A 22,735-nucleotide genomic window follows, 5' to 3' on the forward strand; every position below is an offset into this window, starting at 1 on the left:
AGATGTGTATAAGAGCCAGGCCACCTCACCGCGCGCCTCCGCGCGCTGCGTCCCGCGCCTCCGCGCGCCCGCCGCCACCTCACCGCGCGCCCTCACGCGCCCGTCCCACGTCCTCACACGCCCGTCCCACGTCCTCACACGCCCGTCCCGCGCTCTCACGTGCCGAGTCCGGCGCCTCTGCGTGCCCTCGCCGCCGCCCCGCCGTGGTCGTACCGCCCCCTGTTGCGGTCGCATCGGCATCTTGCCGAGCGCCGGCCGGGACTCGGCGGGGCTTGGGGCGGGGGCGTGGGCTCTCGTACGCGGGGATTGGCGGGTGCTGGTTTTCGTGCTATTTCGCGATAAATCGGGCAAATGCATGTTCTCGCCGGTGAAGGTCAAGGATTTGACGGGTTGTTTGGCTTCATGGGGTTAAGTGAGATTCGGGGAATGGGTACATCTGCACCTATCTGAGTGCCCGCCGATCAATGGGCGCCCGGATCCCGGGTCGGCTACCCATGAACGGAATCGAATGCACGTGAATACTGAAAGTCGGCAACCACGCCGCTTCGGGCGGCTCCTCGCACTGGCCGGTGCGGTCGCCGGTGTCATGCTCCTTCCCATGGGTCAGGGGATCGCCGGCGCGAGCTCCGGCGGCGCCCTCGCTCCGACCGGTGTCGGGGTCGTCTCGGGTGAGAAGCCGGTGCTCGGATGCGGCTGGCGCCGTAACTGCGACGCCTGCGGCAACCGCTGGTGCGGCAATCGCTGGTGGGGTCACCGGTCATGGGGCCACCGCTCGTGGGGGCACCGCTCATGGGGCCACCACCACCATCACCGCTTCACCCACCACAACGTCGACGACGGGCGGCACCCCGAGGAGCCGGTGGTCCAACCGGCCCCGGAGCGGCCTCCCGTGAAGGAGCCGCACAGACCTCCGATCAAGGAGCACAAGCCGCCGCGCAAGGAGCACAAGCCACCGCACCACGACGACTGGCCGCCGATCGACGACTGGTCTCCGGGCGACGACCGCCTGCCGTTCAACAATTAGGCCGTTCAACGGTTGGTCACTCAGAAATTGGGCCGCTCGGCCGGCGCCGAGCGTGAATCGCTGCCGTTTCCGTGAAACGCGGACGACAAATGCCGTGGCCCATTGACCGGTCCCGGCATTCATCGAACACGGCATTCATCGAATTCGGAGTTCTCGCAGTCATTCTGCCGCGGCGGCGGCCATGACCGTCGTCTAGGCTCTGAAAGAGACGAGAGGGGGTCCTCGTGGCGGACGATGCGACGGGGCTGGCGGGGTTGATGTACGAGTTCGGGCTGCTCAAGCGCTACAAGCGCACCGGGTGGCTGGTCGCGGGCGTACGCGATCCCGAGAGCATCGCCGAGCACTCCTTCCGCGCGGCGGTCATCGCGAGCGTGATCGCCAAGCTGGAGGGCGGCAATCCCGAGCGGGCGGCGTTCATGAGCCTGTTCCACGACACGCAGGAGACCCGGATCACCGACATCCCCTACATCGGCAAGCGCTACCTCAAGGCGGCCGACAACGAGGCCGTCACCGCCGACCAGATGCGGGGCGTGCCCGCGCCGGTGGCCGACATGGTGAGCGACGCGGTGGGGGAGTACGAGGAGAAGGCCAGCCTCGAGGCCGTCTGCGCGCGCGACGCCGACAAGCTGGAGTGCCTCATCCAGGCGATCGAATACCGCGAGCAGGGGCACCAGAACGTTCAGGGGTGGATCGACAGCTCGCTCGCCGCCCTCACGACCCCGACGGGCAAGCGCCTGGCCGAGGAGGCACTGAGCACGGGGACCCTGGAATGGGTCACCCACGTGCTCAACGGCGGCTGAGCACCCATCTCAGCGCCGCGGAGGGCGATGACCGGCCAGGGCGTCCGGGGACGCCGTGGCCGGTGGGGGGATCACTCGGCGTCGAGGTTGGTGACGAGGTCGCGCTCGTAGTCGTCGTCGCTCTCCGCCAGCACCCGCTCGACCCCTCGCGCGGCCCGCTCGTCCCCGCGGATGGCCAGCCCGCGCGTGGCCTCGGCCACCGTGCGCAGGTCCGGGTCGGCGAGCCGGGCCGCCAGCGCCTCCCTGATGACCGGCGTGTCGGCCGACAGCCCGGCGAGCCCGGCGGTGGCCCAGTCGCGGACCTCCGAGTCCTCGTCCGTCGTCATCTGGATCAGCAGCGCCAGACCCTCCTCGTGGTCCGGCGGCAGCACGTCGGCCAGCGCGATCGCGTCCGTCATCGTGCGCTTGTGCCCGGGGCGGCCGATGACGTCGAGCACCTGGGGCAGCGCCCGCGGGTCGCCCTGGTGGCCGAGCGCGGCCAGGACGGAGCGCAGGACCTGCGGGTTGCCCTCCGTGGTGACCATCTTCTGCAGCAGCGGCAGCGTCCGGTCCAGGTAGGGCTTGGCGTCGTCCGTGAACCCGAACTGGGCGATCGCGTCCACCCCGAACTCCCGCTCTCGGGCGTCCTCGCTCACGCACAGCCTGGTCAGCGCCTCGTAGGTCTCGTCGTCGCCCCGCTTGCCCAGCGAGTCGGCGACGATCCACCAGGTCTCGGCGTCCTCGTCGGCGTCGCGGTGCGCCAGGGCCCGCGCCACGAGCTTGTCCACCGGCGTGTAGACGCCCGCCGCGTCCTCCAGCAGGGTCGCGATCGCCGCGTGCCCGCGCTGCGCCTGCACCTGCTCCGTCTGCTCGCCGTCGGCCGAGCGACCGGCCACCGTGACGAGCTCGGTGCCGTCCTTGGCGTACTGGCGGCCCACGACGTACTCCCAGCCGTCCTGCTCGATCTGGTCGAGCAGCGCGCTCTCCAGGTGCACGCCCACCCAGTCGACGGCGATGTCGAGCGGCGTGTCGCCGTCACCGTCGTACTTCTCGTGATCGGCACCCGCCTCCAGCAGCACCTGCACCACGCCCAGCGCGCCGCGCCTGGCGGCCAGGGAGATCGGCGTGTCACCGTCGTCATTGGCCGTGTCCACCTCGGCCCCCGCCTCGATCAGCACCCTGGCGGTCGCGGCGTGGCCGTTGGCGGCGGCCCAGAGCAGCGCCGTCCAGCCGCCGGCCTCCCGGCCGTTCACGTCGGCGCCGGCGGCCAGCAGCGCGCTCGCCACTTCGGAGCGATCCCAGGCGGCGGCCGCGCACAGCGGCAGGCCCTCCTCCTCGCCCTGGCTGAGCTGGTTGGGGTCGGCTCCGCTGGCGAGCAGCTTGCCCACGGTCTCGGACTCGCCGTTCAACGCCGCGCGGTATAGCTGTTCCTCATGCATGACAGGGACCCTAGCCTGGTCCGGCCGCGCCCCGGGCCAAGCTAGGGCCGTGTCATGTGCTGGTACGCGCCCCTGCCTCGGCCGGGTTCAAACCCTGGGGGAAATATGCATGGTTCGAGGTATGCAGGATGATTCCTCCTCAAGGAGGAACCCCGTTTCCGGCAAGACGCGATATGTTGCGAGTATGACTGATCCGGGTGAGGTCCGAGCGTCGGACGCCGAGAGAGAGGCCGTCGTCGAGCAGCTCCGCGTCGCCTCGGTCGAGGGCAGGCTCACCCTCGCCGAGCTGACCGATCGCACGGAGGCCGCCTACACCGCGACCACGCACGCCGAGCTGGCCCTGCTCACTCAGGACCTGCCGGCGGGCGCCATGCCCGCGCCCGTGCCCGCGCCGCAGATGCGCGAGGGCAGGAAGCGGCGCTGGTTCGTCGGCGTGATGGGCGACTCCAAGCGGCGCGGGACCTGGCGCATCGACCAGGAGCTCGGCGCGGTCGCGGTGATGGGGGACGTGCTGCTCGACCTGCGCGAGGCCGAGGTGCGCACGAACGTGGTGGACATCATGGCCGTCTCCGTGATGGGCGACGTGAAGATCATCGTGCCCGACGGGGTGAACGTGGACCTCGACGGCATGGCCATCATGGGCGACAAGAAGGTGGACGTCCTGGAGGGCGCGCCCGGCACGAACGTGCCGGTCGTCCGGGTGCACGCGTACGCGGTGATGGGCGACGTCAAGGTGATCGGCGACTCGCGGGCGCAGCCGTTGCAGCGCGGGTTCGCGGCCTGGCGCGAGCACTGGCGGCGGCTGCACGGCGAGGACTGGCGTGAGCTGGGCAGGAAGGTCCGCGACGAGGGCCGCGAGCTGCGCAGGCAGCTGCGCGACGAGGGCCGCGACGAGCGCGGGGACCTCAGACGCGGCTACTGATGGCCACGCTGAAGACCCGGCGCTGGACCACCGGCCGCTGAAAGCCGAACGCATGGCCACGGCACCCGGGCCCGCCCAGGTGCCGGTGCCTCAGCCGACGAGGGCCACCGGCTGCCGCTGGGCCGCCTCGTAGCGTTCGAGCAGCACGTCCACCAGCTCCGGCGCCGGTCCGAGCACGTCGGCCACGACGTCTGCGCCCGCCGCCAGCGTGCTCTGGCGCACCTTGTCGGCGAAGTAACCGGGCGCCAGCAGGTACGGCGCGACGGCCACCCTCGGCGCGCCCGCCCGCCTGAGCTCCACGACCGCCTGCTCGGGAGTGGGCGAGGCGGCGGAGGCGTAGCCGGCGGCGACGGTCCACCAGCCGGAGCGCCGCCACGTCCGCGCCAGCCCCGCGACCACCGCGTTGGCCCTGGCGTCGCTCGAACCCGCCGACACCAGCACCACCGCCGTGTCCGGGTCCCCGGCGGGCACGCCCGCCTCCGTGAGCCGCCGCTCCAGCGCCCGGCGCAGCAACGGGTGCGGGCCCAGCGTGGCGCCGTAGTGCACGCGCAGGCGCGGGTCACGCGCCCTGCTCTCGTTCAGCGCCGCCGGCAGGTCCACCCGGCTGTGGTACGCCTCCGTCAGCAGCAGCGGCAGCACGACGGCCTCCTGCAGGCCGTTCAGCGCCTGAGCCGGCGTCGGGGTGCAGTGGTCCAGGTACGCCACCCGTACGGGCACCTCAGGGCGCGCCAGGCGTACCTGGTCGAGCAGCGCGGCCACGGTGGCGGCGGCACGCGGATCTCGCGACCCGTGCGCCACCGCCACCAGTGGCACGCCTCCGGGGGCCGGCCCGCCTGCCAACGGGACGGTTCCCCTGCTGGGGATCACAGGTGAATGCCGCATTCGACCTTCCCCAGGCCCGCCCAGCGACCGCTGCGCGGATCCTCACCCTCCGCGACCTGCCGCGTGCACGGCCCGCAGCCGATCGAGGGGTAGTTGTCATAGTGCAACGGGTTGATCAGCACCCCGTTGTCGGCGATGTAGTTGTCGACGTCCTCCTGGGTCCAGGCCGCGATCGGGTTGACCTTGACCATCTGCCGCTTGGCGTCCCACTCGACGACCCTGGTGTCCGTCCGGCTGACGGACTCGTCCCTGCGGATGCCGGAGATCCACGCCAGGTACGGCTCCAGCGCCCGGTTGAGCGGCTCCACCTTGCGCAGGTAGCAGCACAGGTCCGGGTTGCGGCCGAACAGGCGCGGGCCGAGGTCGCGATCCTGCTCCTCGACCGTCCGCGACGGCTTGATGTCGATCACGTTGACGTCATAGACCTGGCGCACCGCGTCCCGCGTGCCGATGGTCTCGGCGAAGTGGTAACCGGTGTCGATGAACAACACGTCCACGCCGGGTTTGACCCTGCTGACCAGGTCGATCAGCAAGGCGTCGCTCATGGACGAGGTCAGGCACAGCCGGTCGCCGAAGGTCGCCGCCGCCCAGCGGATGATCTCGCGGGCGGGGGCGCCCTCCAGGAAGGTCGCGGCGGACTCGACGATGTCCTGCAGGTCGAGCGCGCCACGCTGATCTCTTAAACCGACCTCGATGTCCACCAGCGTCATATCTTCACTCCGATTCCGAGAAACTTCAGCTTGAAGGCGCGAGCGCAGGCGCGGCAGTACCAGCCGCCGTCTCCCTCGTAGGGCTCCAGGTCCTCATCGCCGCAGTAGGGGCAATGGAACGGGACCGCTCGCGTGGTCATTTCAGGTCCGCCTCGTCTGCTCGCTGCACCCAGTCGGCGAACGACTCGCCTTCCTTCTTCTGGGTGTCGTAGTTGGTCACGACGCGCGACACGTAGTCGGGCAGCGCCTTGGCGGTGGTCTTGAGCCCGCGGACCTTGCGGCCGAAACCGGCGTTGACGCCGAGCGAGCCGCCCAGGTGGATCTGGAAGCCCTCGACCTGGTCGCCGTTCTCGTCCACCACGAGCTGGCCCTTCAGGCCGATGTCGGCGACCTGGATGCGGGCGCAGGAGTTGGGGCAGCCGTTGACGTTGATGGTGAGCGGCTGGTCGAACGACGGCAGCCGCCGCTCCAGCTCGTCGATCAGGTCGGAGGCGGTGGCCTTGGTCTCGACGATGGCCAGCTTGCAGTACTCGATGCCGGTGCAGGCCATCGTCTGCCGGCGGAACGTGGACGGCCTGACCTGCAGGTCGTTCTCCTCCAGCGCGGCCACGATCGAGTCGACCTGGTCGGGGGCGACGTCGAGGATGACCATCTTCTGCTCGACCGTCGTGCGGACCCGGCCGGAGCCGTGCCGCTCGGCGATGTCGGCGATCACGTGCAGCTTGTCGCCGTCGAGCCGGCCCACCTTGGGCGCGAAGCCGACGTAGAAGTTGCCGTCCTTCTGCGGGAAGACGCCGACGTGGTCGCGGCGGCTGCCGCGCGGCTGCTCGGGCGCGGGCCCGTCGGGCAGCGGCGCCTTGAGGTATTCGGTCTCCAGGATCTCGCGGAACTTCTCCGGCCCCCAGTCGTTGACCAGGAACTTGATCCTCGCCCGGTGCCGCAGCCGCCGGTAGCCGTAGTCGCGGAAGATGCCGATCACGCCGCCGAACACGTCGGCCGCCTGCTCCGGCTTGACGAACACGCCGAGCCGCTTGCCCAGCATCGGGTTGGTGGACAGGCCGCCGCCCACCCACAGGTCGTAGCCGATCTCGCCCTGCTCGTTGACCACGCCCACGAACGCCACGTCGTTGATCTCATGCACCGTGCAGTGCGCCGGGCAGCCGCTGAGCGCCGACTTGAACTTGCGCGGCAGGTTGGAGTATTCCGGGTTGCCGATGAACTGCTGGTTGATCTCGTGGATCTGCTCGGTCGCGTCCAGGACCTCGTCGACGTCGATCCCGGCCAGCGGGCAGCCGAGGATCACGCGCGGGGTGTCGCCGCACGCCTCCGTGGTCGACAGGCCCACCGCCTCCAGCCGCTCCCAGATGTCCGGCACCGACTCGATCTCGATCCAGTGGAGCTGGATGTTCTGGCGGTCGGTCAGGTCCGCGGTGCCGCGGCCGTACTCGTTGGAGATGTCCGCGATCACCCTGAGCTGGGCCAGGTCGAGCTGCCCGCCGTCGATCCGCACCCGCAGCATGAAGTAGCTGTCGTCGAGCTCCTCGGGCTCCAGGATCGCCGTCTTGCCGCCGTCGATGCCGGGCTTGCGCTGGGTGTAGAGGCCGTACCAGCGCATGCGGCCACGCAGGTCCGCGGGGTCGATGGAGTCGAAGCCCCGCTTGGAGTAGATGTCGATGATGCGCTGGCGGACGTTGAGGCCGTCGTCGTTCTTCTTGTTCTCTTCGTTCTTGTTGAGCGGCTCACGGTAACCGAGAGCCCACTGACCTTCGCCGCGCGGGCGCTTGTGGTGCCTACTGGCAGGAGTGCGGCTGGCAGGGGTGCTCATTGCGCGTCCTTCGGTTCATGGGCGCGCGCACGGTTCCTCCGGCCTCATCGTCGAGGGCAGGGGTGGTCAGGAGGATTGCGACGCGCTCAGCGGCAAAAACAGGTGAGTTAGCGGGCGTCGCAACAGATGGCACTGCGGACACGCTGAAGATCGACGTGGCGCCGACCGACGAGCATGGGATCCGCTGGCATACTCATGAAGATACTCCGGCCGTCCCGTATGTCCAAGACGGGGTCCAGAGTGTGGGACTGTCCGGTCGCCGCCGGGGCCGTCGCCACGTCCTCGTCCGGGCTGTCAGCCTGGGGTTCAGCCCTGCCGCGGCCAGTCGAGCGGCGACTCCTGCGGCTCTTCCCCGACCTGGTGCTGGCAATCGCACCAGGAGCCGCCGCGGCAGTCCTCGTGGCGTTTGTCCTTGCAGCTCTCACAGATCACATTCCGCATTATTCTCCCAGAACGTTGTTCGGGTTACGCTGGCGCGCGTGAAGCCCACGGATCCGGCAGACCCGGCCGACCTCATGGCGGAGCTGGTCGGCGACCTGCGCGCCGAGACCGCCTCCTTCGAGACGCTGCTCCGGCCCCTGCGCGAGGAGGACTGGGAGCTGGCCACGCCGGCGGAGGGATGGGCGATCCGCGACCAGGTGAGCCATCTGGCCTGGTTCGACGACGCGGCGGTCCGCGCGGTCACCGACCCGGACGGCCACGCGGCCGCCCTGACGGGCTTCGGCTCCGTGGACGACATCGCGATGGAGTCGCGCGGGATGCCGCCCGCCGAGCTGCACGCGTGGTTCCGCGCGGCACGTGCCCGCAGCCTGAAGGTGTTCGCCACGCTCGGGGCGCGCCGGCGGGTGCCGTGGTTCGGGCCGCCGATGTCGGCCGCCTCCTTCGTCACCGCGCGGCTGATGGAGACCTGGGCGCACGGCCAGGACGTGGCCGACGCCCTCGGGGTGGTCCGGCGGCCCACCGCGCGGCTGCGGCACGTGGCCGCGATCGGGTTCAGGGCCAGGCCGTACAGCTTCGCCGTACGCGGGCTGCCCGCGCCCGCCGAGCCGGTGCGCGCGGAGCTGACCATGGCGGACGGCGCCTTATGGGCGGCGGGCCCGGCGGACGCGGGCAGCGTCGTCCGCGGGCCGATCCTCGACTTCTGCCTGGTCGTGACCCAGCGCATCCACCTGTCCGACACCGCGCTGGAGCTCACGGGAGAGCCCGCGCGGGCCTGGATGGAGATCGCGCAGGCGTTCGCCGGAGGCCCCGGAAAGGGCAGGGCGCCCAGGTCAGGGTGAGTTCAGGGTGATTCCGGATGACGCGGGCCGCCCGGCTGATGACATGCTGTGAGCATGCGCACGATCTTGAACGTCATCTGGCTCGTCTTCGCCGGGATCTGGCTGGCACTCGGTTACGCGCTGGCGGGGGTGATCTGCTGCATCCTGATCATCACGATCCCGTTCGGCATCGCATCGTTCAGGATCGCCGCTTACGCGCTGTGGCCGTTCGGCAGGACGGTGGAGCGCGACCCCGACGCGGGCGTGTTCTCCTTGCTGGGCAACATCATCTGGTGCGTGGTCGCCGGCATCTGGCTGGCCATCGGCCACGTCGTCACCTCGATCCCGCTGTTCATCTCCATCATCGGCATCCCCATGGGCATCGCGAATCTCAAACTCATCCCGGTTTCGTTGCTACCGCTGGGCGCGCGCATCGTCGACAACGACCAGGGCAGGACTGGGACGTAAGCTGTCCCGGAGAGTCACTGCGAAAACCGTTGGGTGCCATGACGTCGACCGATGCGCCTTCACGGCCCAAGGGCAAGAGGCGGCTCGCCTCCAACGCCCGGGCCAGGCTGAACTGGGTGCTCGACACCAGGTCGTGGGCGATCGTCCGCGCGGCCACCAACGCCGGCGTCACCTACCGGGTCACCGGTCTGGCGGGCGAGGCGGCGTTCTTCGCGCTGCTCTCGCTGCCGCCGTTCGTGCTGGGCCTGATCGGCGTGCTGGGCAAGCTCGGCACCTGGCTCGGCCCCACCGTGGTCACCCAGGTCAAGACCTGGGTCATCGACCAGGCCGGGCTGCTGTTCACCGACGACGCCGTCAAGAAGGTGATCAACCCGCTCATCACCGACGTGCTCAGTGACGACGCGGGCAAGGTCTCGATCATCTCGCTGGGCTTCCTGCTGTCGCTCTGGTCCGGCTCCAGGGCCCTCTATGTCTACGTCGACCTCATCTCCGTCGCCTACGGGCTGGGGGAGGAGCGCGGCATCATCCGCACCCGGCTGATGTCGTTCGGCCTCTACATCATCGGGCTGGTCATCGGGATCATCGTCATGCCGATCCTGGTGATCGGGCCGACCCTGCTCAAGGACGCCCTGCCCGGCGAATACGGCATCATGATCGACATTCTTTACTGGCCGGTGGTGATCATCGGCTCGGTGCTGTTCCTGACGGTCCTCTACCACGTGAGCGTGCCGGTGCGCACGAAGTGGTACCGCGAGCTGCCGGGGGCGATCCTGGCGCTGTTCCTGTGGATCGTCTGCGCCGCGGTGCTGCGGGCCGTGCTGGCCGCGTGGTTCTCGCCCGTCTCGGTGTACGGCTCGCTGGCCGCGCCCATCGCGCTGCTGCTGTGGCTCTACATCACCGCGCTGGCCGTGCTGATCGGGGCGATTCTCAACGCCGAGGTGGATCGGCTGTGGCCGGGAGTCAGCCGCACCACCGCGTGAGCCGCCGCCGGGGCCGGGCCGATCTCGCGCGGGCGAATCCAGCCTGTGCGGGATCCGATATCGTCTGTAGCCAGACGCGACTGGCGCATTGGGTGGGATCGACCACCAGGGAGCGAAGGGAGCGGAGGCCGTGCGCCTGGGTCTTCGCGAATGTCAACGAGTTGTCAACGATGACAGGAGAGTCATGAGTTCTCTCGCGAGCGTCGACCCGCAGATCGCCGAGCTCATCAAGGCGGAGGAGCGCCGTCAGGCCGACACCGTCAAGCTGATCGCGTCCGAAAACTACGTGTCCAAGGCCGTCCTCGAGGCCACCGGCACCGTGCTGACCAACAAATACTCCGAGGGCTACGCGGGCAAGCGCTACTACGAGGGCCAGCAGGTCATCGACCAGGTCGAGACCCTGGCCATCGAGCGCGCCAAGGCCCTGTTCGGCGTCAACCACGCCAACGTCCAGCCCTACTCGGGCTCGCCCGCCAACCTGGCCGTCTACATGGCGTTCCTGCAGCCGGGCGACACGGTGATGGGCATGGGCCTGCCCTTCGGCGGCCACCTCACCCACGGCTGGTCGGTCTCGGCCACCGGCAAGTGGTTCAACCCCGTCCGCTACGGCGTGCGCCAGGACACCGGCCGCATCGACCTCGACGAGGTCCGCGCGCTCGCGCTGGAGCACCGGCCGAAGCTGATCTTCTGCGGCGGCACCGCGATCCCGCGCACGATCGACTTCGAGGGCTTCGCCTCGATCGCCCGCGAGGTCGGGGCCGTGCTGGCCGCCGACATCGCCCACATCGCGGGCCTGGTCGCGGGCGGTGCGCACCCGTCTCCCGTGGGTCACGCCGACGTGATCTCCACGACCACCCACAAGACGCTGCGCGGCCCGCGTGGCGCCATGCTCATGGCGACCTCCGAGGAGCACGCCAAGGCACTCAACAAGGCCGTCTTCCCCGGCCTGCAGGGCGGCCCGCACAACCACACGACCGCGGCCATCGCGGTGGCGCTGCACGAGGCGAACACCGACGAGTTCAAGGCGTACGCCCACCAGGTGGTCGCCAACGCCAAGACGCTGGCCGACGAGCTGGCCGCGCGCGGGTTCGACCTGGTCTCCGGCGGCACCGACAACCACCTGATCCTGCTCGACCTCACGCCCAAGGGCATCGGCGGCAAGCCGGCCGCCCAGGCGCTCGACCGGGCGGGGCTGGAGACCAACTACAACACGGTGCCGTTCGACACCCGCAAGCCGTTCGACCCGTCGGGCATCCGCATCGGCACTCCGTCGGTGACCTCGCGCGGCATGGGCGAGGCCGAGATGCGGCAGATCGGCGCCTGGATGGACGAGGTCGTCACCGCCCTGGCCAAGGGCGACGCCGAGGACGTCATCACGCGCGTCCACCACGAGGTGAGCGAGCTCACCGCGCAGTTCCCCGCGCCCGGTCTCTAAAGGCTGGTTCGGCCGCGCACGGTGGGCGCTCACCCGCCGTGCGCGGATCCGACCGTTGCTCGCGGTGGTCCTGCGCCCGGTGCCGGTCACGACGGCGCGGTCATGAGGCCGCTTCGACGATCCCGTCCCTGACGGTGGCCACCGGGACCACATGGCGCTCCGGGCGGCGGACGTCGCCCCGGGCGTCCACGTACGTGCGGGTGCTCTCCGCCGCCAGGCGGAAGATCGTGGCGTGCCTGATCGTGCCGTCGTCCGCCAGCCAGGGCGACTCCATGCGCAGGATCGCCCGGGGCGCGTCCGTGACCGCCCCGATCGCCGTCTCCAGGTCCAGGCCGCAGGCCAGCAGCTTGGTGAGCGTGGTGGCCAGGTCGTGGACCGGGCCGCCGATGTTGCGGACGTGCAGATCCGTGCTGATCGTGTGCGGCGCGAACCCGGCCGCCAGCGCCCTGGCGGCCACGTCGAAGCTGAAGCTGGCCGCGCCGTGGCCCACGTCCAGCAGCACGCCCCGCTCCAGGGCCCTGGCCAGGGCCGGCGCGGGTTCGCCCGAGGGCAGCCACGGGGTGCCGGTCTTGCCGTGATAGCAGTGGGTGATCACGTCTCCGGCGTCCAGGAGGTCGAGCACGTCGCCGATCAGCGGGGGCGCCTCGCCGACGTGCACCAGCAGGGGCAGGCCCGCCTCCCGCGCCACCAGGCGGCCGAGTTGCAGCGGCTGCAGGCCCATCGCGCCCACGATCGCGCCGCTCGACCGGACCTTGACGCCGCAGATCACGTCGCGGTGCCAGTCGACGGCGGCCAGCGCGGCGTCCACGTCGATGAAGGCCGGGTCGGCCGTCTCGCGCAGGTGGACCAGGCCGTGGGAGCCGATGTTGAGCCAGGCGCGCACCCGGGTCCTGGCCGTGGGCAGGACGTAGCGGACGAGGCCGTCGATCGTGGCCTGGCCGGCGCTGCCCGCGTCCGCCACGACGTGCACGCCGCGTTCCAGGCCCCCCCGGTCGGGATGCACGCTGATCTGCGTCGTCCCGTCGTAGACGTGGGTGTGCAGGTCCACCCAGCCCGGTCCGATGTACAGGTCGCCGCCGGGCGCCGCTCCGTGGCACGGCTCCAGGCGCGCCGGCCCGTTCCCGAGCGAGAGCCGCCCGGGGGCGGCGGAGCCGATCACCCGCAGGGGCCCGTCGCGGCCTGCTCGATCACCGTGCGGCGTCATCCCAGGGCCGCCGTGACGGCCGCGTTGTGGAACGTCCGGCGGATGCGGCCGATGGCGTCCGAGTCACGGGACGGGTGGACGCGGTTGGTCAGCAGCACCGCGAAGAAGTCCAGCTCCGGATCCACCCACAGGCTCGTCCCCGTGAAGCCGTTGTGCCCGTAGGCCGAGGCGGTGAGCAGGTCGCCGCCGCTGCACAGCCGCGGGTCGCGCCCCTGCCAGGCCAGGGCCCGGCCGCCGACCCTGGTCCCGGTCATCACGGCCAGCGTCCGCGGGGAGACGGCGCCGCGCCCGCCCCCACGCCCGCGCGCCCCTTCGCACAGTGCCCGGCCCAGCCTGGCCAGGTCGTCCAGGGTGCCGAACAGCCCGGCGTGCCCGGCCACGCCCCCGAGCACCTCGGCGTTCTCGTCGTGCACGGTGCCCTGCACGATCCGGCCGCGCCACGGGCAGTCCTCGGTGGCCGCGGCCCGGCCGTGGTCGGCCTCGTCGAGCACGAACCGCGTGTCGTCCATGCCCAGCGGGCCGGTGACCCGCTCCCGTACGAGCCGGTCGAGGGGCAGGCCCGAGGCGCTCTCCGCGATCAGCCCCAGGATCATGAAGCCCTGGGAGCTGTACTCGACGCCCGGGTCCGCGCGCAGCGGCAGCGCGACGAGGGCGTCCAGCAACTCCCCGCGGGTGGGGCAGCGGCGGTAGAGGGGCTGCCGGCCGGGGATGCGCGAGGTGTGGGTGAGCAGGTCCCGTACGGGGATGGCGGCCTTGTCCGTGCCCGCGTACTCGGGCAGGTGCGCGGCGACGGGATCGTCAAGGGTCAGCTCGCCCGACTCCACCAACGCCATCACGGCGAGGCCGACGATCGGTTTGGTGACCGAGGCCAGGTCCCACAGGGTGTCGTCGCCCGCCGGCGGGCCGTCCCAGCGCAGTGTGCCGAGCGTGCCCCGCCCGGCGGGACCGGCGGACCCGCCGTAGGCCCAGGCCGCGGCCGAGAACTCGCCCTTGGCCCGCCCCCGCGCCAGGATCCGCGCGGGTCCTTCTGCCGTCGTCATGCGTTCCTCCCCAGCGCCGCCGAGACGCGGGCGGCGGCGGCCACCACCAGCGGCCCCAGCAGCGGCACGTCGTCCTTGTTCAGGCTGATCGTCAGTCCCGCCACGCTGACCGCGCCCACCACGGTCCCCGCCGCGTCGTGCGCCACGGCCGCGACGCAGCGCACGTTGGGCTCGTTCTCCTCGTCGTCGACCGCGTATCCGCGCTGCCGCACCGACTCCAGCTCGGCCATGAGCAGGGCGGGGTCCACGATCGTGGCGGGCGTGTTGCTGATCAGCGGCGCGGTCGCCGCCAGCACCGCGCGCACCTCCTCCTCGGGCAGGTGCGCGAGTATCGCCTTGCCGATCGCCGTGCAGTGCAGCGCGATCTGCGTCCCCACCCGCGAGGCCATCCGGTACGGCTGCTGCGACTCCACCTTGGCCAGGTAGACGGCCGACGAGCCGCTGCGGATCGCGAAATGGACGGTGTGCGTGGTGTTGCGCTGCAGGTTCTCCAGGATCGGCCGGACCAGGGTGGTCATGTCCCGGTCGGTGAGCGCCGCCCCGGCCAGCGCGAGGATCGCCGGGCCCGAGGCGTAGGTGCCGTCGCCGTGCGAGACGGCGTACCCCTGCGCGATGAAGATCTGCAGGATCCGGTGCACGGTCGTCTTGTTGATGCCGGTCCGCCGGGCGATGTCGGCCAGCCGGCGGGGCTGGTCATGGCCGGCCAGCGCCCCCAAGACGACGAGGGTCTTCTCCACCGAGTTCATTGACACCTGACTCAGGAGGGTTGACGGATTTGACCAAAACGAGTCATATTCAACCACGTGATACGACATTTCATCATGTGAAACGCACGAAAGGGGCTCGGACCATGTCCGACCGCGCGTTGCCCGCCCGCCGGGACCTGTTCAAGATCGGCGGCCTGGCTGTCGCGGCGGTGTCCCTCGGGGCCTGCGCCAGCACCAAGCCGTCCGGCGGCCAGACGGGCGCCTCCGGCGCCCTGCGGGTCTCGCTCGCCTCGGACGCCACCACCCTCGACCCCGCACAAGCAGGGCGACCTGCCCTCCATGAACGTGCTGATCAACGTCTTCGACACGCTCACCGTCAGGGACGCGAGCGACAAGCTGACCGGCGGCCTGGCCGAGCGCTGGGAGTCCGAGGACGACAAGACCTGGCGCTTCCACCTGCGCAGGAACGTGACCTTCCACAACGGCGAGCCGTGCGACGCCGCCGCGGTGGCCTACAGCATCCAGCGCCTGATCGACCCCGCCACGCAGTCGCCCATCGTCGAGCTGCGGCTGGTGACCGGCGCGAAGGTGATCGACCCGCACACCGTGGACCTGGTCACCAAGGAGCCCGACCCGATCCTGCCGGCCGAGCTGTCGCTGTTCGGCGGGGTGATCGTGCCGCCGAAGCACATCAAGGAGCAGGGCGTCCAGGCGTTCGCGGAGCACCCGGTCGGCACCGGCCCGTTCACCTTCGAGCAGTGGCAGCGCGACAGCCAGATCACGCTCAAGGCGAACCCGTCCTACTGGAACGGCAAGCCCGCCGTCGGGCGGCTCACCTTCAAGGTGATGCCGGACCCGTCGTCGTCGCTGGCCGCGCTCCAGTCCGGCGAGCTGGACATCGTCACCGGGCTGACCCCCCGACGCCGCGCAGCAGCTCGGCGAGGCCCCCGGAGTCAAGGTCGTCACCTCGCCGGGCGTGCGGACGTACTTCGTCTCGCTCGACACCGAAGAGAGCCCGCTGCAGGACAAGCGCGTGCGGCAGGCGCTGAACCACGCGCTCGACGTGGACGCCCTGATCAAGGCGGTGCTGAACGGTGCGGCCGAGCGCACCCCGACGCTCATCCCGCGCCAGGCGTTCGGCTTCGACCCGGCGATCCAGCCCATCGCGCACGACCTGGCCAAGGCGAAGAGCCTGCTCGCCGAGGCCGGGCACGGCGGCGGGTTCTCGCTCAAGCTGTCGTCCTCCACCGCCGGCAAGGACGTCGTGCAGGCCATCTCGGGCCAGCTCGCCGCGGTCGGCGTCGAGGCCGAGGTGTCGCTGCTCGACCCGGCCACGTTCAAGGGCCGCCTGGTCTCCGACAACCGCAAGGCGCTCGGCGAGATGTACTTCGTCGGCAACTCCGGCTGGACCATGGACGCCTCCAGCAACCTGCAGTCGTTCGTCCGGCACGACAGACGCCAGAGCCGGTGGAACAACCCCGAGGCCGACGAGCTGATCGACAAGGAGGAGCAGGCAGATCATGGTCCGCCACCTCCTCCCGAACATCGTCGCCCCCCTGGCCACGATCGGCACCCTCCAGGTGGCCGCGATGATCGTCGCGGAGGCGTCGCTCAGCTATCTCGGCCTCGGCGTGCCGCCCAGCGTCCCCACCTGGGGCAGCATGCTCGCCGACGGCCAGCTCTACCTGCGCAGCGCGTGGTGGACAGCGGTCTTCAGCGGTGCTGCCATCATGATGACCACACTCGCGATCAACGTCACCGGCGACCTCCTGCGCGACGTCGCCGACCCGAAGGCATACAACCGATGAACCTCGCCACGCACTACACGTGCGACGACTGCCACGCCACCTTCCCGCTGAAGACCCCCGCGCTGCTCTGCGCGGCGTGCGGCGGCCTGCTGGAGATCGCCTACGACCTCGGCCCCGCCAAGCCGGCGGAGATCGCGGACCGGGCGGCGCGCCGCCGCGACCTGGGCCTGTGGCGGTGGTCGGACCTGCTCCCGCTGCCCGAGGGCGCCGAGCCGCTGTACCTCGGCGAGGGCGACACCCCGCTGATGTCCACCCGCAGGCTCGGCCGCCACGTCGGCCTGCCCAACCTGCTGATCAAGAACGACACCCTGATGCCCACCGGCAGCTTCAAGGACCGCGGCTTCTCGGTCGCCGTCGGCTTCGCCCGGGCACTGGGCGTCAGGCAGGCGTTCACCTACAGCTCGGGCAACGCGGGGGCGTCCTTCGCCGCGTACGCGGCCAGGGCCGGGATCGAGGCCACCGTCCTGGTGGAGGACGTGGCCAACGAGTCCAAGATCTCCGCCATCAGCCTCAGCGGCGCCCGCGTGCTGCGGCTGCGCTACCGCTCCAGCCTGGAGATCTTCGCCGGGGTGAGCGCCCTGTCCGAGGCCGGGTTCTACTGTTTCGTCAACTTCATCAACCCCGTGCGCCACGAGGGCATGAAGACGTACGCGTACGAGATCTGCGAGGCCCTCGGCTGGCGCGCGCCCGACGTGATGGTGCACCCGGTCGGCACCGGCGGCGGGCTCTACGGCGCCTGGAAGGGCTTTCGCGAGCTGCGCGCGCTCGGGCTCATCGACCGGCTGCCCCGGATGGTCGGCGTCCAGCCCGCCGCCTCGGCCCCCCTCGTACGCGCCTTCGCCGAGGGCAAGACGGTCGCCGGCCGCCACGGCGACGCGAACAAGACCGTCGCCCAGAGCATCGCGGGAGACGCCCCCATCCAGGGCGGGTCCCGGGTGCTGCACGCCGTCTACGACTCCGGCGGCCGGGTGGTCGCCGTGGACGACAACGACCTGTTCGAGGCGATGCGGCTGCTCGGCGAGGAAGGCGTCCTCGCCGAGCCGTCCGCCGCCGCCTCCACCGCCGCCCTGCTGCGCGCCCGCGCCCAGGGCTGGGTGGCCGAGGACGACACGGTCGTCAGCGTGGTCACGGGAGGCGCGCTCAAACAGCCGGGCGCGCTCGTCCAGGCGGCGCGCCCGCCGGCCGGAACGGTTCAGGCCGACCCGGCCGAGCTGCTGCGGATCTTCAGGCGGGAGCATGGGTGAGCGTGCTGGAGATCAACGACCTGCACGTGGAGTTCCGCCTGGACGCGGGCACGGTCAAACCGGTCAACGGGGTGTCGCTGTCGGTCGAGGCCGGGCAGACTCTGGCCGTGGTCGGCGAGTCCGGCAGCGGCAAGACGGCCACCGCCCTGTCGATCCTGCGCCTGCACCCCACCCCGCCCTGCCACTACACCGGCGGCGAGATCCTCGTGGGCGGCCGTGACCTGCTGCGGCTGCCCGAGCGCGAGATGCGCGGGATCCGCGGCAACGAGATCGCCATGGTCTTCCAGGACCCCATGACCAGCCTGAACCCCCTCAAGACCGTCGGGCCGGTCGCGGATCCGAAGGTGGAGCGGACGCGGCGGCGCGTCGTGCTCAGGGGCGACCCGCCGTCCCCCGCCGACTCGCCGTCGGGGTGCAGCTTCCGCACCCGCTGCCCGGCCGCCCGCGCGGAGTGCGCGCAGACCCATCCGGGCCCGGGCGGACGGAAAGCGCCCCGCCGCACGGGCTCCCATGTGCGGCGGGGCGCTTCGTCGCGACCGGGGTGGGCCGGAGTCACCCCGTCGCGGTGGCCGACCGGTGGCCCGGGGGACCGGGCCGGATCGACCGGGGACGGCCTTCCGGGGGGACGGGACCGAATCGTCCCCGCGGAAGGCCCTGGCTTCAGCCGAGGAAGAGGTAGTCGGCCCCGTAGGCGACCTGCACCTGGCTGCCGGGCTCGCACGCCCCGGCGGGGGCGACGCCGCCGGTGGTGTTGAGCCGCAGGATCTGCGTGGCGTGCGCGAGCAGGCCGGCGGCCGCGCCCGACTGCGTGGCGTCGAGGACCAGCTCGGGGATGTTGCCCGTGCCGTTCGGCGTCCTGGTCACGACCGCGCCGCGCACCGCGCTGCCGTCGGGGGCGATCCACTGCGGCGGGCCGGAGGCGGGCGTCACGAACGAGTGGTCGATCGAGCGCCGCAGCTTGGCCGTCACGCCGAACTGGGTGAAGGCGTAGCCGCCCGACGGCTGCTGCGTGCAGGCGTAGATCTGCGCGCCGCGCAGCACGTCAGCCGTGAGCGCGCGGGGGTGGGTGAACGGGTCGCCGGAGAGCTGCCCGCGCACCGCGCCGCCGTTGAAGTCGAGGGTGTGCAGGTTGGTGTAGTAGCGGCCGGGGCTCGCGGCGATGCGCTTGACCACCTTGGCCGTGACCGGCGTCTCCCCGGCGACGCCGGTCACGTTCTCCGGCAGGGTCCCCGCGAACAGGTCCGCGACGACCGGGCCGTTCTTGCCGGCCACGCCCTTGTGCAGATGGCCGTTGGTCACCTGGCCGAGGCCGGACCACGAGGCGGTGTAGGCGATGGCCGAGCCGTTCGCGCGCAGCCACCAGGTGGCCTGGCCGTCCTGGTCGCCGCGCTTCTTGCCGTCGTTCTCCGCCACCTCCTGCGCGCCGTCGGCGCGCGAGGACAGGCCGGCCCGGTTGCTGCCGTGCAGCACGCCGTTGAGGTCGATCGGCTTGCTCAGCCGGTGGAACTGGCCCCGTACGGCGCCCTTGGGGTGCGCCGCGTCGTGCAGGTTCGCGTAGAAGCCGCCGGGGCCGTCGAGGAGCGACTTGACCAGCTCGGGGGTGGCCTTGACGGTGCCGGTGACGCCGAGCACGGAGGCGGGCAGCGGCTTGGTGAAGAACTCGAGCTTGACCTCCCCGTTCGCGTCCTTGGCACCGAGGTGGACGTGTCCCGCGGTGGGCGCGCCGATCTTGTTCCACCGGGCCGCGAACGTGATGTCGTTCCCGCTGATCCTGAGCACGACCGTCGAACGCCCGTCGGCATCACCTTTGGCGCCGACTTCGTTCGCACCCCGCAGCCCGGCCGCGAGGTAGACGTCGTCGCCCGAGGCGGCCGCATTCGCCGGCATCGAGGGGACGAGAAGGGCACCAGCTATCAGAGCGGCAGGAATGATGATCTTACGGATAGACATGATGAAACCTCTTAAAGAGCTTGATATTCCGGTTGGTACGGCAAGCAGTACGCGCCGCAGCCCGGGGAGGTTCAACTCAGTTATCCGTAAATTTCCACACAACGGGGAGAACCCAAAAAAAGCCCCCCCACCAGCGGTGGGAGGGCTCGGAGGCCGGAAATCAGGCCGCGACGGTGAGCAATTTCTTACCTGTCGAGGTGACGACCTCGAAATGATCGATGTCCTTCAGCGGTGTCGCGCTGCCGCCGTGCATGTAGAGCGGATCAGGCGATCCCGGCACTCCGTACCCGGCTGGAGGTACGGACCATCCGGTCATCACCCGGCGCTCGCCCGACTTGCCCACGGAGATCAGCTCGCACTCCAGCGGCCCCTTGACCCCGGCCAGCTTGAGCGCCGCGTGGGTGCCCCATCCCTTGGACTCCACGACCAGCCCGCCGGTCACCCCGTCGACGCCCTTGCCCTCGATCGGGGAGCCGTCGGCGTAGAACTGCTCGGCGGGGCCCATATGCGTCCCCATGTGGCCGGAGTGTTCCTGCGCGACCTGCGGCGCGCTGTCGGCGTCGAGCTGCGTGCCGATCGTCAGGCCGCCGGCCACCAGCGTGACCGCCGCGGCCATCCCGATCACGAACGTCCCCCTGCGGGTCCGCCTGTCGGCCGACTTCTTGCGCCGGAGCAGGTCGATGACGTCGCCCTGCCCCTCAAAGGAAGGAGGGTCGGCGTCCTCGACGGGACCGATCCCGTTCAGCACGCTCGCGACACCCGCCAGCTCGGACAGCTCGAAGCGGCAGGTGGGGCAGGCCAGGAGATGGGTCTCGAACGCCAGTCGGTCGTCGTCGTCCAGCAGGCCCAAAGCGTAGGCGCCTACGTCTGTGTGCTCGACTCTCGAGGTCACGCCGTCACCCCCCTCTCCTCCAACGCGATCCGCAGCGCGCGGACCGCGTAGTAGACGCGGGACTTCACGGTGCCCACCGGGATGCCGAGCGCCTCGGCGGCGTCGTTGACCGACCGGTCTCGCAAGATCGTCTCATTGAGGATCTCGCGGTGTGCCGGCGACAACGCCTTCAGCGCCTCTGACACGACCACCTGGTGCAGCAGTCCCTCCATCTCGTCCGGCACGGGCATGCTCTCCAGCGGTCCGTCGCCCGACTCCTGCGGCCGGGCATCCCGGCGCCGCCGGTCATCGATCACGATACGTCTGGCGACCGTGGCGAGCCAGGGCATCAACGACCCCGAATCTGGGTCGAACTGCTCCGAACTCCGCCAAGCACGAATCATGGTCTCCTGCACCACGTCTTCCGCCCACTGCCGATCGCCCGCCGTCAACCTGATCACGAAAGCCAGCAGCGGCCTGTGATACTCCCGGTAGAGCGCGGACACGACCACTTCGTCATCCGGCCGCACACGCCGGATCCAGTGTCGTAAGCGCGGCTTCCCCATCGGGGCGGCTCCCTCGGCCGAGAGCGGGGGATACGTGCTGATTCGCATCATTCCCCTTTCTCGCGTCCGTCGGCAGGTGGTACGGCCCGCCGCCCTGGCACGGTTCAACGAATCGCGGAACTAAATCCGATTGCATCCATGGGGGAAGGGTGCGTAGAGTCGCACGCAACTGATCGAGGAGGTGAGGACTATGCGGGTCGTGCTGTTCCGTATGCCGTCCGTCCACCTCCGGGCCCTCGTCTGAGCTGCCCGGTTCCTTCTCGCATCAAAGGTTCACTACGTTGTCTTTCGATCTCACGTCCTTCGATCTGACCATGCTCGGCTGGAGCGATCTGCGCGCCGCCGAGCTGCCCGACGGCACCGTCCCCGCCCGCGTGTCCCGCATCGACCGGGGCGCGGCCGAGGTGATCGCCGCGGACGGTCAGCATCACGTCAAATACAGCGCCCGCGTCCGCCGGGCCTCCTCCGCCGACCCGGTCGCGCTGCCGTGCGTCGGCGACTGGGTCGCGCTCAGGCTCCTCCCGGAGGGCCGCTACGAGCTCGACGAGGTCCTGCCGAGGACGACCGCGTTCATCAGGGGCGGCGTGAGCCGCGACTCGGTGGGCGGGCTGTCCGGCGACGGCCAGGGCCAGGTGCTGGCGGCCAACGTCGACGTCGTCTTCGTCGCCGAGCCGTCCATGCACTCCACCGACTTCGCCGATCTCAGCCGCATCGAACGCCTCGTCGCGCTGGCCTGGGAGTCCGGCGGCACGCCCGTCGTGCTCATCACCAAGTCCGACCTGTTCGATGACGGGCTCGACGACCTGCTCGCCGACGTCCGGGTGGCCGCGCCCGGCGTGGACGTGCACGCGGTCTCCTCGCTGCAGGGCGAGGGGGTCGAGCTGGTCGGCGGCTACCTCGAAGGCTCCCGTACGGCCGTCATCCTCGGCCCGTCGGGAGCGGGCAAGTCCACGCTGGTCAACGCGCTGGCGGGGGATCCGGTCATGGAGACCCAGCACGTACGCGCCGCCGACGGGCGCGGCCGGCACACCACCGTGCACCGGGAGCTGATCCCGCTGCCCGGGGGCGGGCTCGTCATCGACACGCCAGGCATCCGCAGGATCGGCCTCTACGACATCGGAGAGGGCGTGGACCTGGTCTTCTCCGACATCGAGGCGCTGGCGGAGCAGTGCAGGTTCGGCGACTGCGGTCACTCGGGGGAGCCGGGCTGCGCGGTGCTGGCCGCCCTGGAGAGCGGGGAACTGCCGGAGCGGCGCCTGGTGAGCTGGCGCAAGCTGCAGCGGGAGGCGGCCTGGATGGCGTCGAGGACGGATGCGCGGCTGCGCAAGGAGCAGCAGAACAAGTGGAAGGTCATCCACAAGGAAGTGCGCCGCTCCGGCCGCATCCGCCCTTGATCCGTCTGCCGGGCGGACTCGTGCTCGGTTGACCGGCCGGAGGGCATTCGCTCAGCTGACCTGCCCGTGGGCTGTTGTCCTGCGGGCAGGTTCGCGGCACCCACTCGCCCCGCCCCCCTCCCACCTGCACCCCGTCTCTTATACACCTCTCACTCTCCCGACGATACCCCCCCTGTCGATCTCGGCGCTCTCCGTATCATTCCCCTCTCAATACAAAAATACCCTCCC

The 22,735-nt window shown here is 70.7% G+C and carries 21 protein-coding genes, 2 pseudogenes and 1 riboswitch; of the genes and pseudogenes, 12 read left to right on the forward strand and 11 right to left on the reverse strand.

The genetic code is table 11. The features are described 5' to 3' along the window. The first annotated feature begins 598 nt into the window (after positions 1-598). Positions 599-1,024, forward strand: a complete 426-nt coding sequence (locus tag ETD85_RS43270) for a hypothetical protein (protein ID WP_138695653.1) — start codon at positions 599-601, stop codon at positions 1,022-1,024. Positions 1,025-1,248: 224 nt separating this feature from the next. Beyond that, positions 1,249-1,824, forward strand: a complete 576-nt coding sequence (locus ETD85_RS43275) for an HD domain-containing protein (RefSeq protein WP_240779814.1) — start codon at positions 1,249-1,251, stop codon at positions 1,822-1,824. Positions 1,825-1,895: 71 nt separating this feature from the next. Here the strand turns inward: ETD85_RS43275 and ETD85_RS43280 are convergent, their stop codons facing one another. After that, positions 1,896-3,242 (reverse strand): ankyrin repeat domain-containing protein, encoded by a 1,347-nt coding sequence (locus tag ETD85_RS43280; RefSeq protein WP_240779815.1) that lies wholly within the window; start codon positions 3,240-3,242, stop codon positions 1,896-1,898. A 184-nt stretch (positions 3,243-3,426) separates the two neighbouring features. On the opposite strand from ETD85_RS43280, the gene ETD85_RS43285 reads away from it, so the two are divergent. Continuing rightward, positions 3,427-4,164: a DUF1707 SHOCT-like domain-containing protein gene (locus ETD85_RS43285; RefSeq protein ID WP_138695654.1), complete on the forward strand. Its 738-nt coding sequence runs from the start codon at positions 3,427-3,429 to the stop codon at positions 4,162-4,164. 90 nt (positions 4,165-4,254) lie between these two features. Here the strand turns inward: ETD85_RS43285 and ETD85_RS43290 are convergent, their stop codons facing one another. The 4 genes from ETD85_RS43290 to ETD85_RS67695 all read right to left on the reverse strand — a co-directional run bounded on the left by ETD85_RS43290 (position 4,255) and on the right by ETD85_RS67695 (position 7,778). Then, a complete protein-coding gene (locus ETD85_RS43290; protein ID WP_240779818.1) occupies positions 4,255-4,968 on the reverse strand; it encodes a sirohydrochlorin chelatase in 714 nt (237 codons plus the stop codon). 59 nt (positions 4,969-5,027) lie between these two features. Then, positions 5,028-5,756 carry a phosphoadenylyl-sulfate reductase gene (locus tag ETD85_RS43295; protein ID WP_138695656.1) on the reverse strand — a complete coding sequence of 243 codons (729 nt, stop codon included), beginning with the start codon at positions 5,754-5,756 and terminating at the stop codon, positions 5,028-5,030. Positions 5,757-5,892: 136 nt separating this feature from the next. Next, complete coding sequence (locus tag ETD85_RS43305; protein ID WP_138695657.1) at positions 5,893-7,581, reverse strand: nitrite/sulfite reductase; 1,689 nt, start codon at positions 7,579-7,581, stop codon at positions 5,893-5,895. A gap of 107 nt (positions 7,582-7,688) precedes the next feature. Then, positions 7,689-7,778 (reverse strand): putative leader peptide, encoded by a 90-nt coding sequence (locus ETD85_RS67695; RefSeq protein WP_379507194.1) that lies wholly within the window; start codon positions 7,776-7,778, stop codon positions 7,689-7,691. Positions 7,779-8,060: 282 nt separating this feature from the next. Between ETD85_RS67695 and ETD85_RS43310 the strand changes: the two genes are divergently transcribed. The 4 genes from ETD85_RS43310 to ETD85_RS43325 all read left to right on the forward strand — a co-directional run bounded on the left by ETD85_RS43310 (position 8,061) and on the right by ETD85_RS43325 (position 11,723). Continuing rightward, positions 8,061-8,861 carry a TIGR03084 family metal-binding protein gene (locus tag ETD85_RS43310; protein ID WP_338087231.1) on the forward strand — a complete coding sequence of 267 codons (801 nt, stop codon included), beginning with the start codon at positions 8,061-8,063 and terminating at the stop codon, positions 8,859-8,861. 54 nt (positions 8,862-8,915) lie between these two features. After that, entirely contained in the window at positions 8,916-9,308 is a 393-nt protein-coding gene (locus ETD85_RS43315) for a YccF domain-containing protein (protein WP_138695658.1), read from the forward strand. Positions 9,309-9,346: 38 nt separating this feature from the next. After that, entirely contained in the window at positions 9,347-10,288 is a 942-nt protein-coding gene (locus tag ETD85_RS43320) for a YihY/virulence factor BrkB family protein (RefSeq protein WP_240779816.1), read from the forward strand. 66 nt (positions 10,289-10,354) lie between these two features. Further along, positions 10,355-10,437: riboswitch (ZMP/ZTP riboswitch) on the forward strand. Between the two features lie 35 nt (positions 10,438-10,472). Continuing rightward, positions 10,473-11,723, forward strand: coding sequence for a serine hydroxymethyltransferase (locus tag ETD85_RS43325; RefSeq protein WP_138695659.1), 1,251 nt, complete (start codon positions 10,473-10,475; stop codon positions 11,721-11,723). A gap of 100 nt (positions 11,724-11,823) precedes the next feature. Here ETD85_RS43325 and ETD85_RS43330 read toward each other — a convergent pair whose 3' ends face one another. The 3 genes from ETD85_RS43330 to ETD85_RS43340 are packed head-to-tail and all read right to left on the reverse strand — an operon-like array spanning position 11,824 to position 14,713. Further along, positions 11,824-12,927, reverse strand: a complete 1,104-nt coding sequence (locus tag ETD85_RS43330; RefSeq protein ID WP_138695660.1) for an amidohydrolase family protein — start codon at positions 12,925-12,927, stop codon at positions 11,824-11,826. After that, the gene (locus ETD85_RS43335) at positions 12,924-13,967 is read right to left on the reverse strand and encodes a serine hydrolase domain-containing protein (RefSeq protein WP_138695661.1); all 1,044 of its coding nucleotides are present in this window, start codon (positions 13,965-13,967) and stop codon (positions 12,924-12,926) included. Before ETD85_RS43335 ends, ETD85_RS43330 begins: the two co-directional genes overlap by 4 nt. Beyond that, positions 13,964-14,713, reverse strand: a complete 750-nt coding sequence (locus ETD85_RS43340; RefSeq protein ID WP_206059240.1) for an IclR family transcriptional regulator — start codon at positions 14,711-14,713, stop codon at positions 13,964-13,966. Before ETD85_RS43340 ends, ETD85_RS43335 begins: the two co-directional genes overlap by 4 nt. Before the next feature lie 300 nt (positions 14,714-15,013). On the opposite strand from ETD85_RS43340, the pseudogene ETD85_RS67700 reads away from it, so the two are divergent. From ETD85_RS67700 to ETD85_RS63695, 4 genes and pseudogenes are all read left to right on the forward strand, one after another. Then, a pseudogene (locus ETD85_RS67700) lies at positions 15,014-15,526 on the forward strand (ABC transporter substrate-binding protein); the annotation flags it as partial. A 73-nt stretch (positions 15,527-15,599) separates the two neighbouring features. Further along, positions 15,600-16,115, forward strand: a pseudogene (locus ETD85_RS67055) (ABC transporter substrate-binding protein); the annotation flags it as partial. Between the two features lie 54 nt (positions 16,116-16,169). Continuing rightward, positions 16,170-17,726, forward strand: coding sequence for a threonine synthase (locus ETD85_RS43355; protein ID WP_338087232.1), 1,557 nt, complete (start codon positions 16,170-16,172; stop codon positions 17,724-17,726). Then, a complete protein-coding gene (locus ETD85_RS63695; protein WP_170247152.1) occupies positions 17,723-18,481 on the forward strand; it encodes an oligopeptide/dipeptide ABC transporter ATP-binding protein in 759 nt (252 codons plus the stop codon). The genes ETD85_RS43355 and ETD85_RS63695 overlap by 4 nt, the downstream gene beginning before the upstream one ends. Here ETD85_RS63695 and ETD85_RS43365 read toward each other — a convergent pair. The 3 genes from ETD85_RS43365 to ETD85_RS43375 all read right to left on the reverse strand — a co-directional run bounded on the left by ETD85_RS43365 (position 18,387) and on the right by ETD85_RS43375 (position 21,113). Next, on the reverse strand, positions 18,387-19,613 hold the full coding sequence (locus tag ETD85_RS43365) for a CHRD domain-containing protein (protein ID WP_170247153.1): 1,227 nt from the start codon (positions 19,611-19,613) through the stop codon (positions 18,387-18,389). The genes ETD85_RS63695 and ETD85_RS43365 overlap by 95 nt on opposite strands. Before the next feature lie 223 nt (positions 19,614-19,836). Next, entirely contained in the window at positions 19,837-20,568 is a 732-nt protein-coding gene (locus tag ETD85_RS43370; RefSeq protein WP_138695666.1) for an anti-sigma factor family protein, read from the reverse strand. Further along, a complete protein-coding gene (locus tag ETD85_RS43375; protein WP_170247154.1) occupies positions 20,565-21,113 on the reverse strand; it encodes a sigma-70 family RNA polymerase sigma factor in 549 nt (182 codons plus the stop codon). Before ETD85_RS43375 ends, ETD85_RS43370 begins: the two co-directional genes overlap by 4 nt. Before the next feature lie 281 nt (positions 21,114-21,394). On the opposite strand from ETD85_RS43375, the gene rsgA reads away from it, so the two are divergent. After that, positions 21,395-22,507 carry a ribosome small subunit-dependent GTPase A gene (rsgA, locus tag ETD85_RS43380; RefSeq protein ID WP_240779817.1) on the forward strand — a complete coding sequence of 371 codons (1,113 nt, stop codon included), beginning with the start codon at positions 21,395-21,397 and terminating at the stop codon, positions 22,505-22,507. Positions 22,508-22,735 lie beyond the last annotated feature (228 nt).

It is taken from the genome of Nonomuraea zeae (assembly GCF_005889725.1).
Lineage (GTDB): Bacteria > Actinomycetota > Actinomycetes > Streptosporangiales > Streptosporangiaceae > Nonomuraea > Nonomuraea zeae.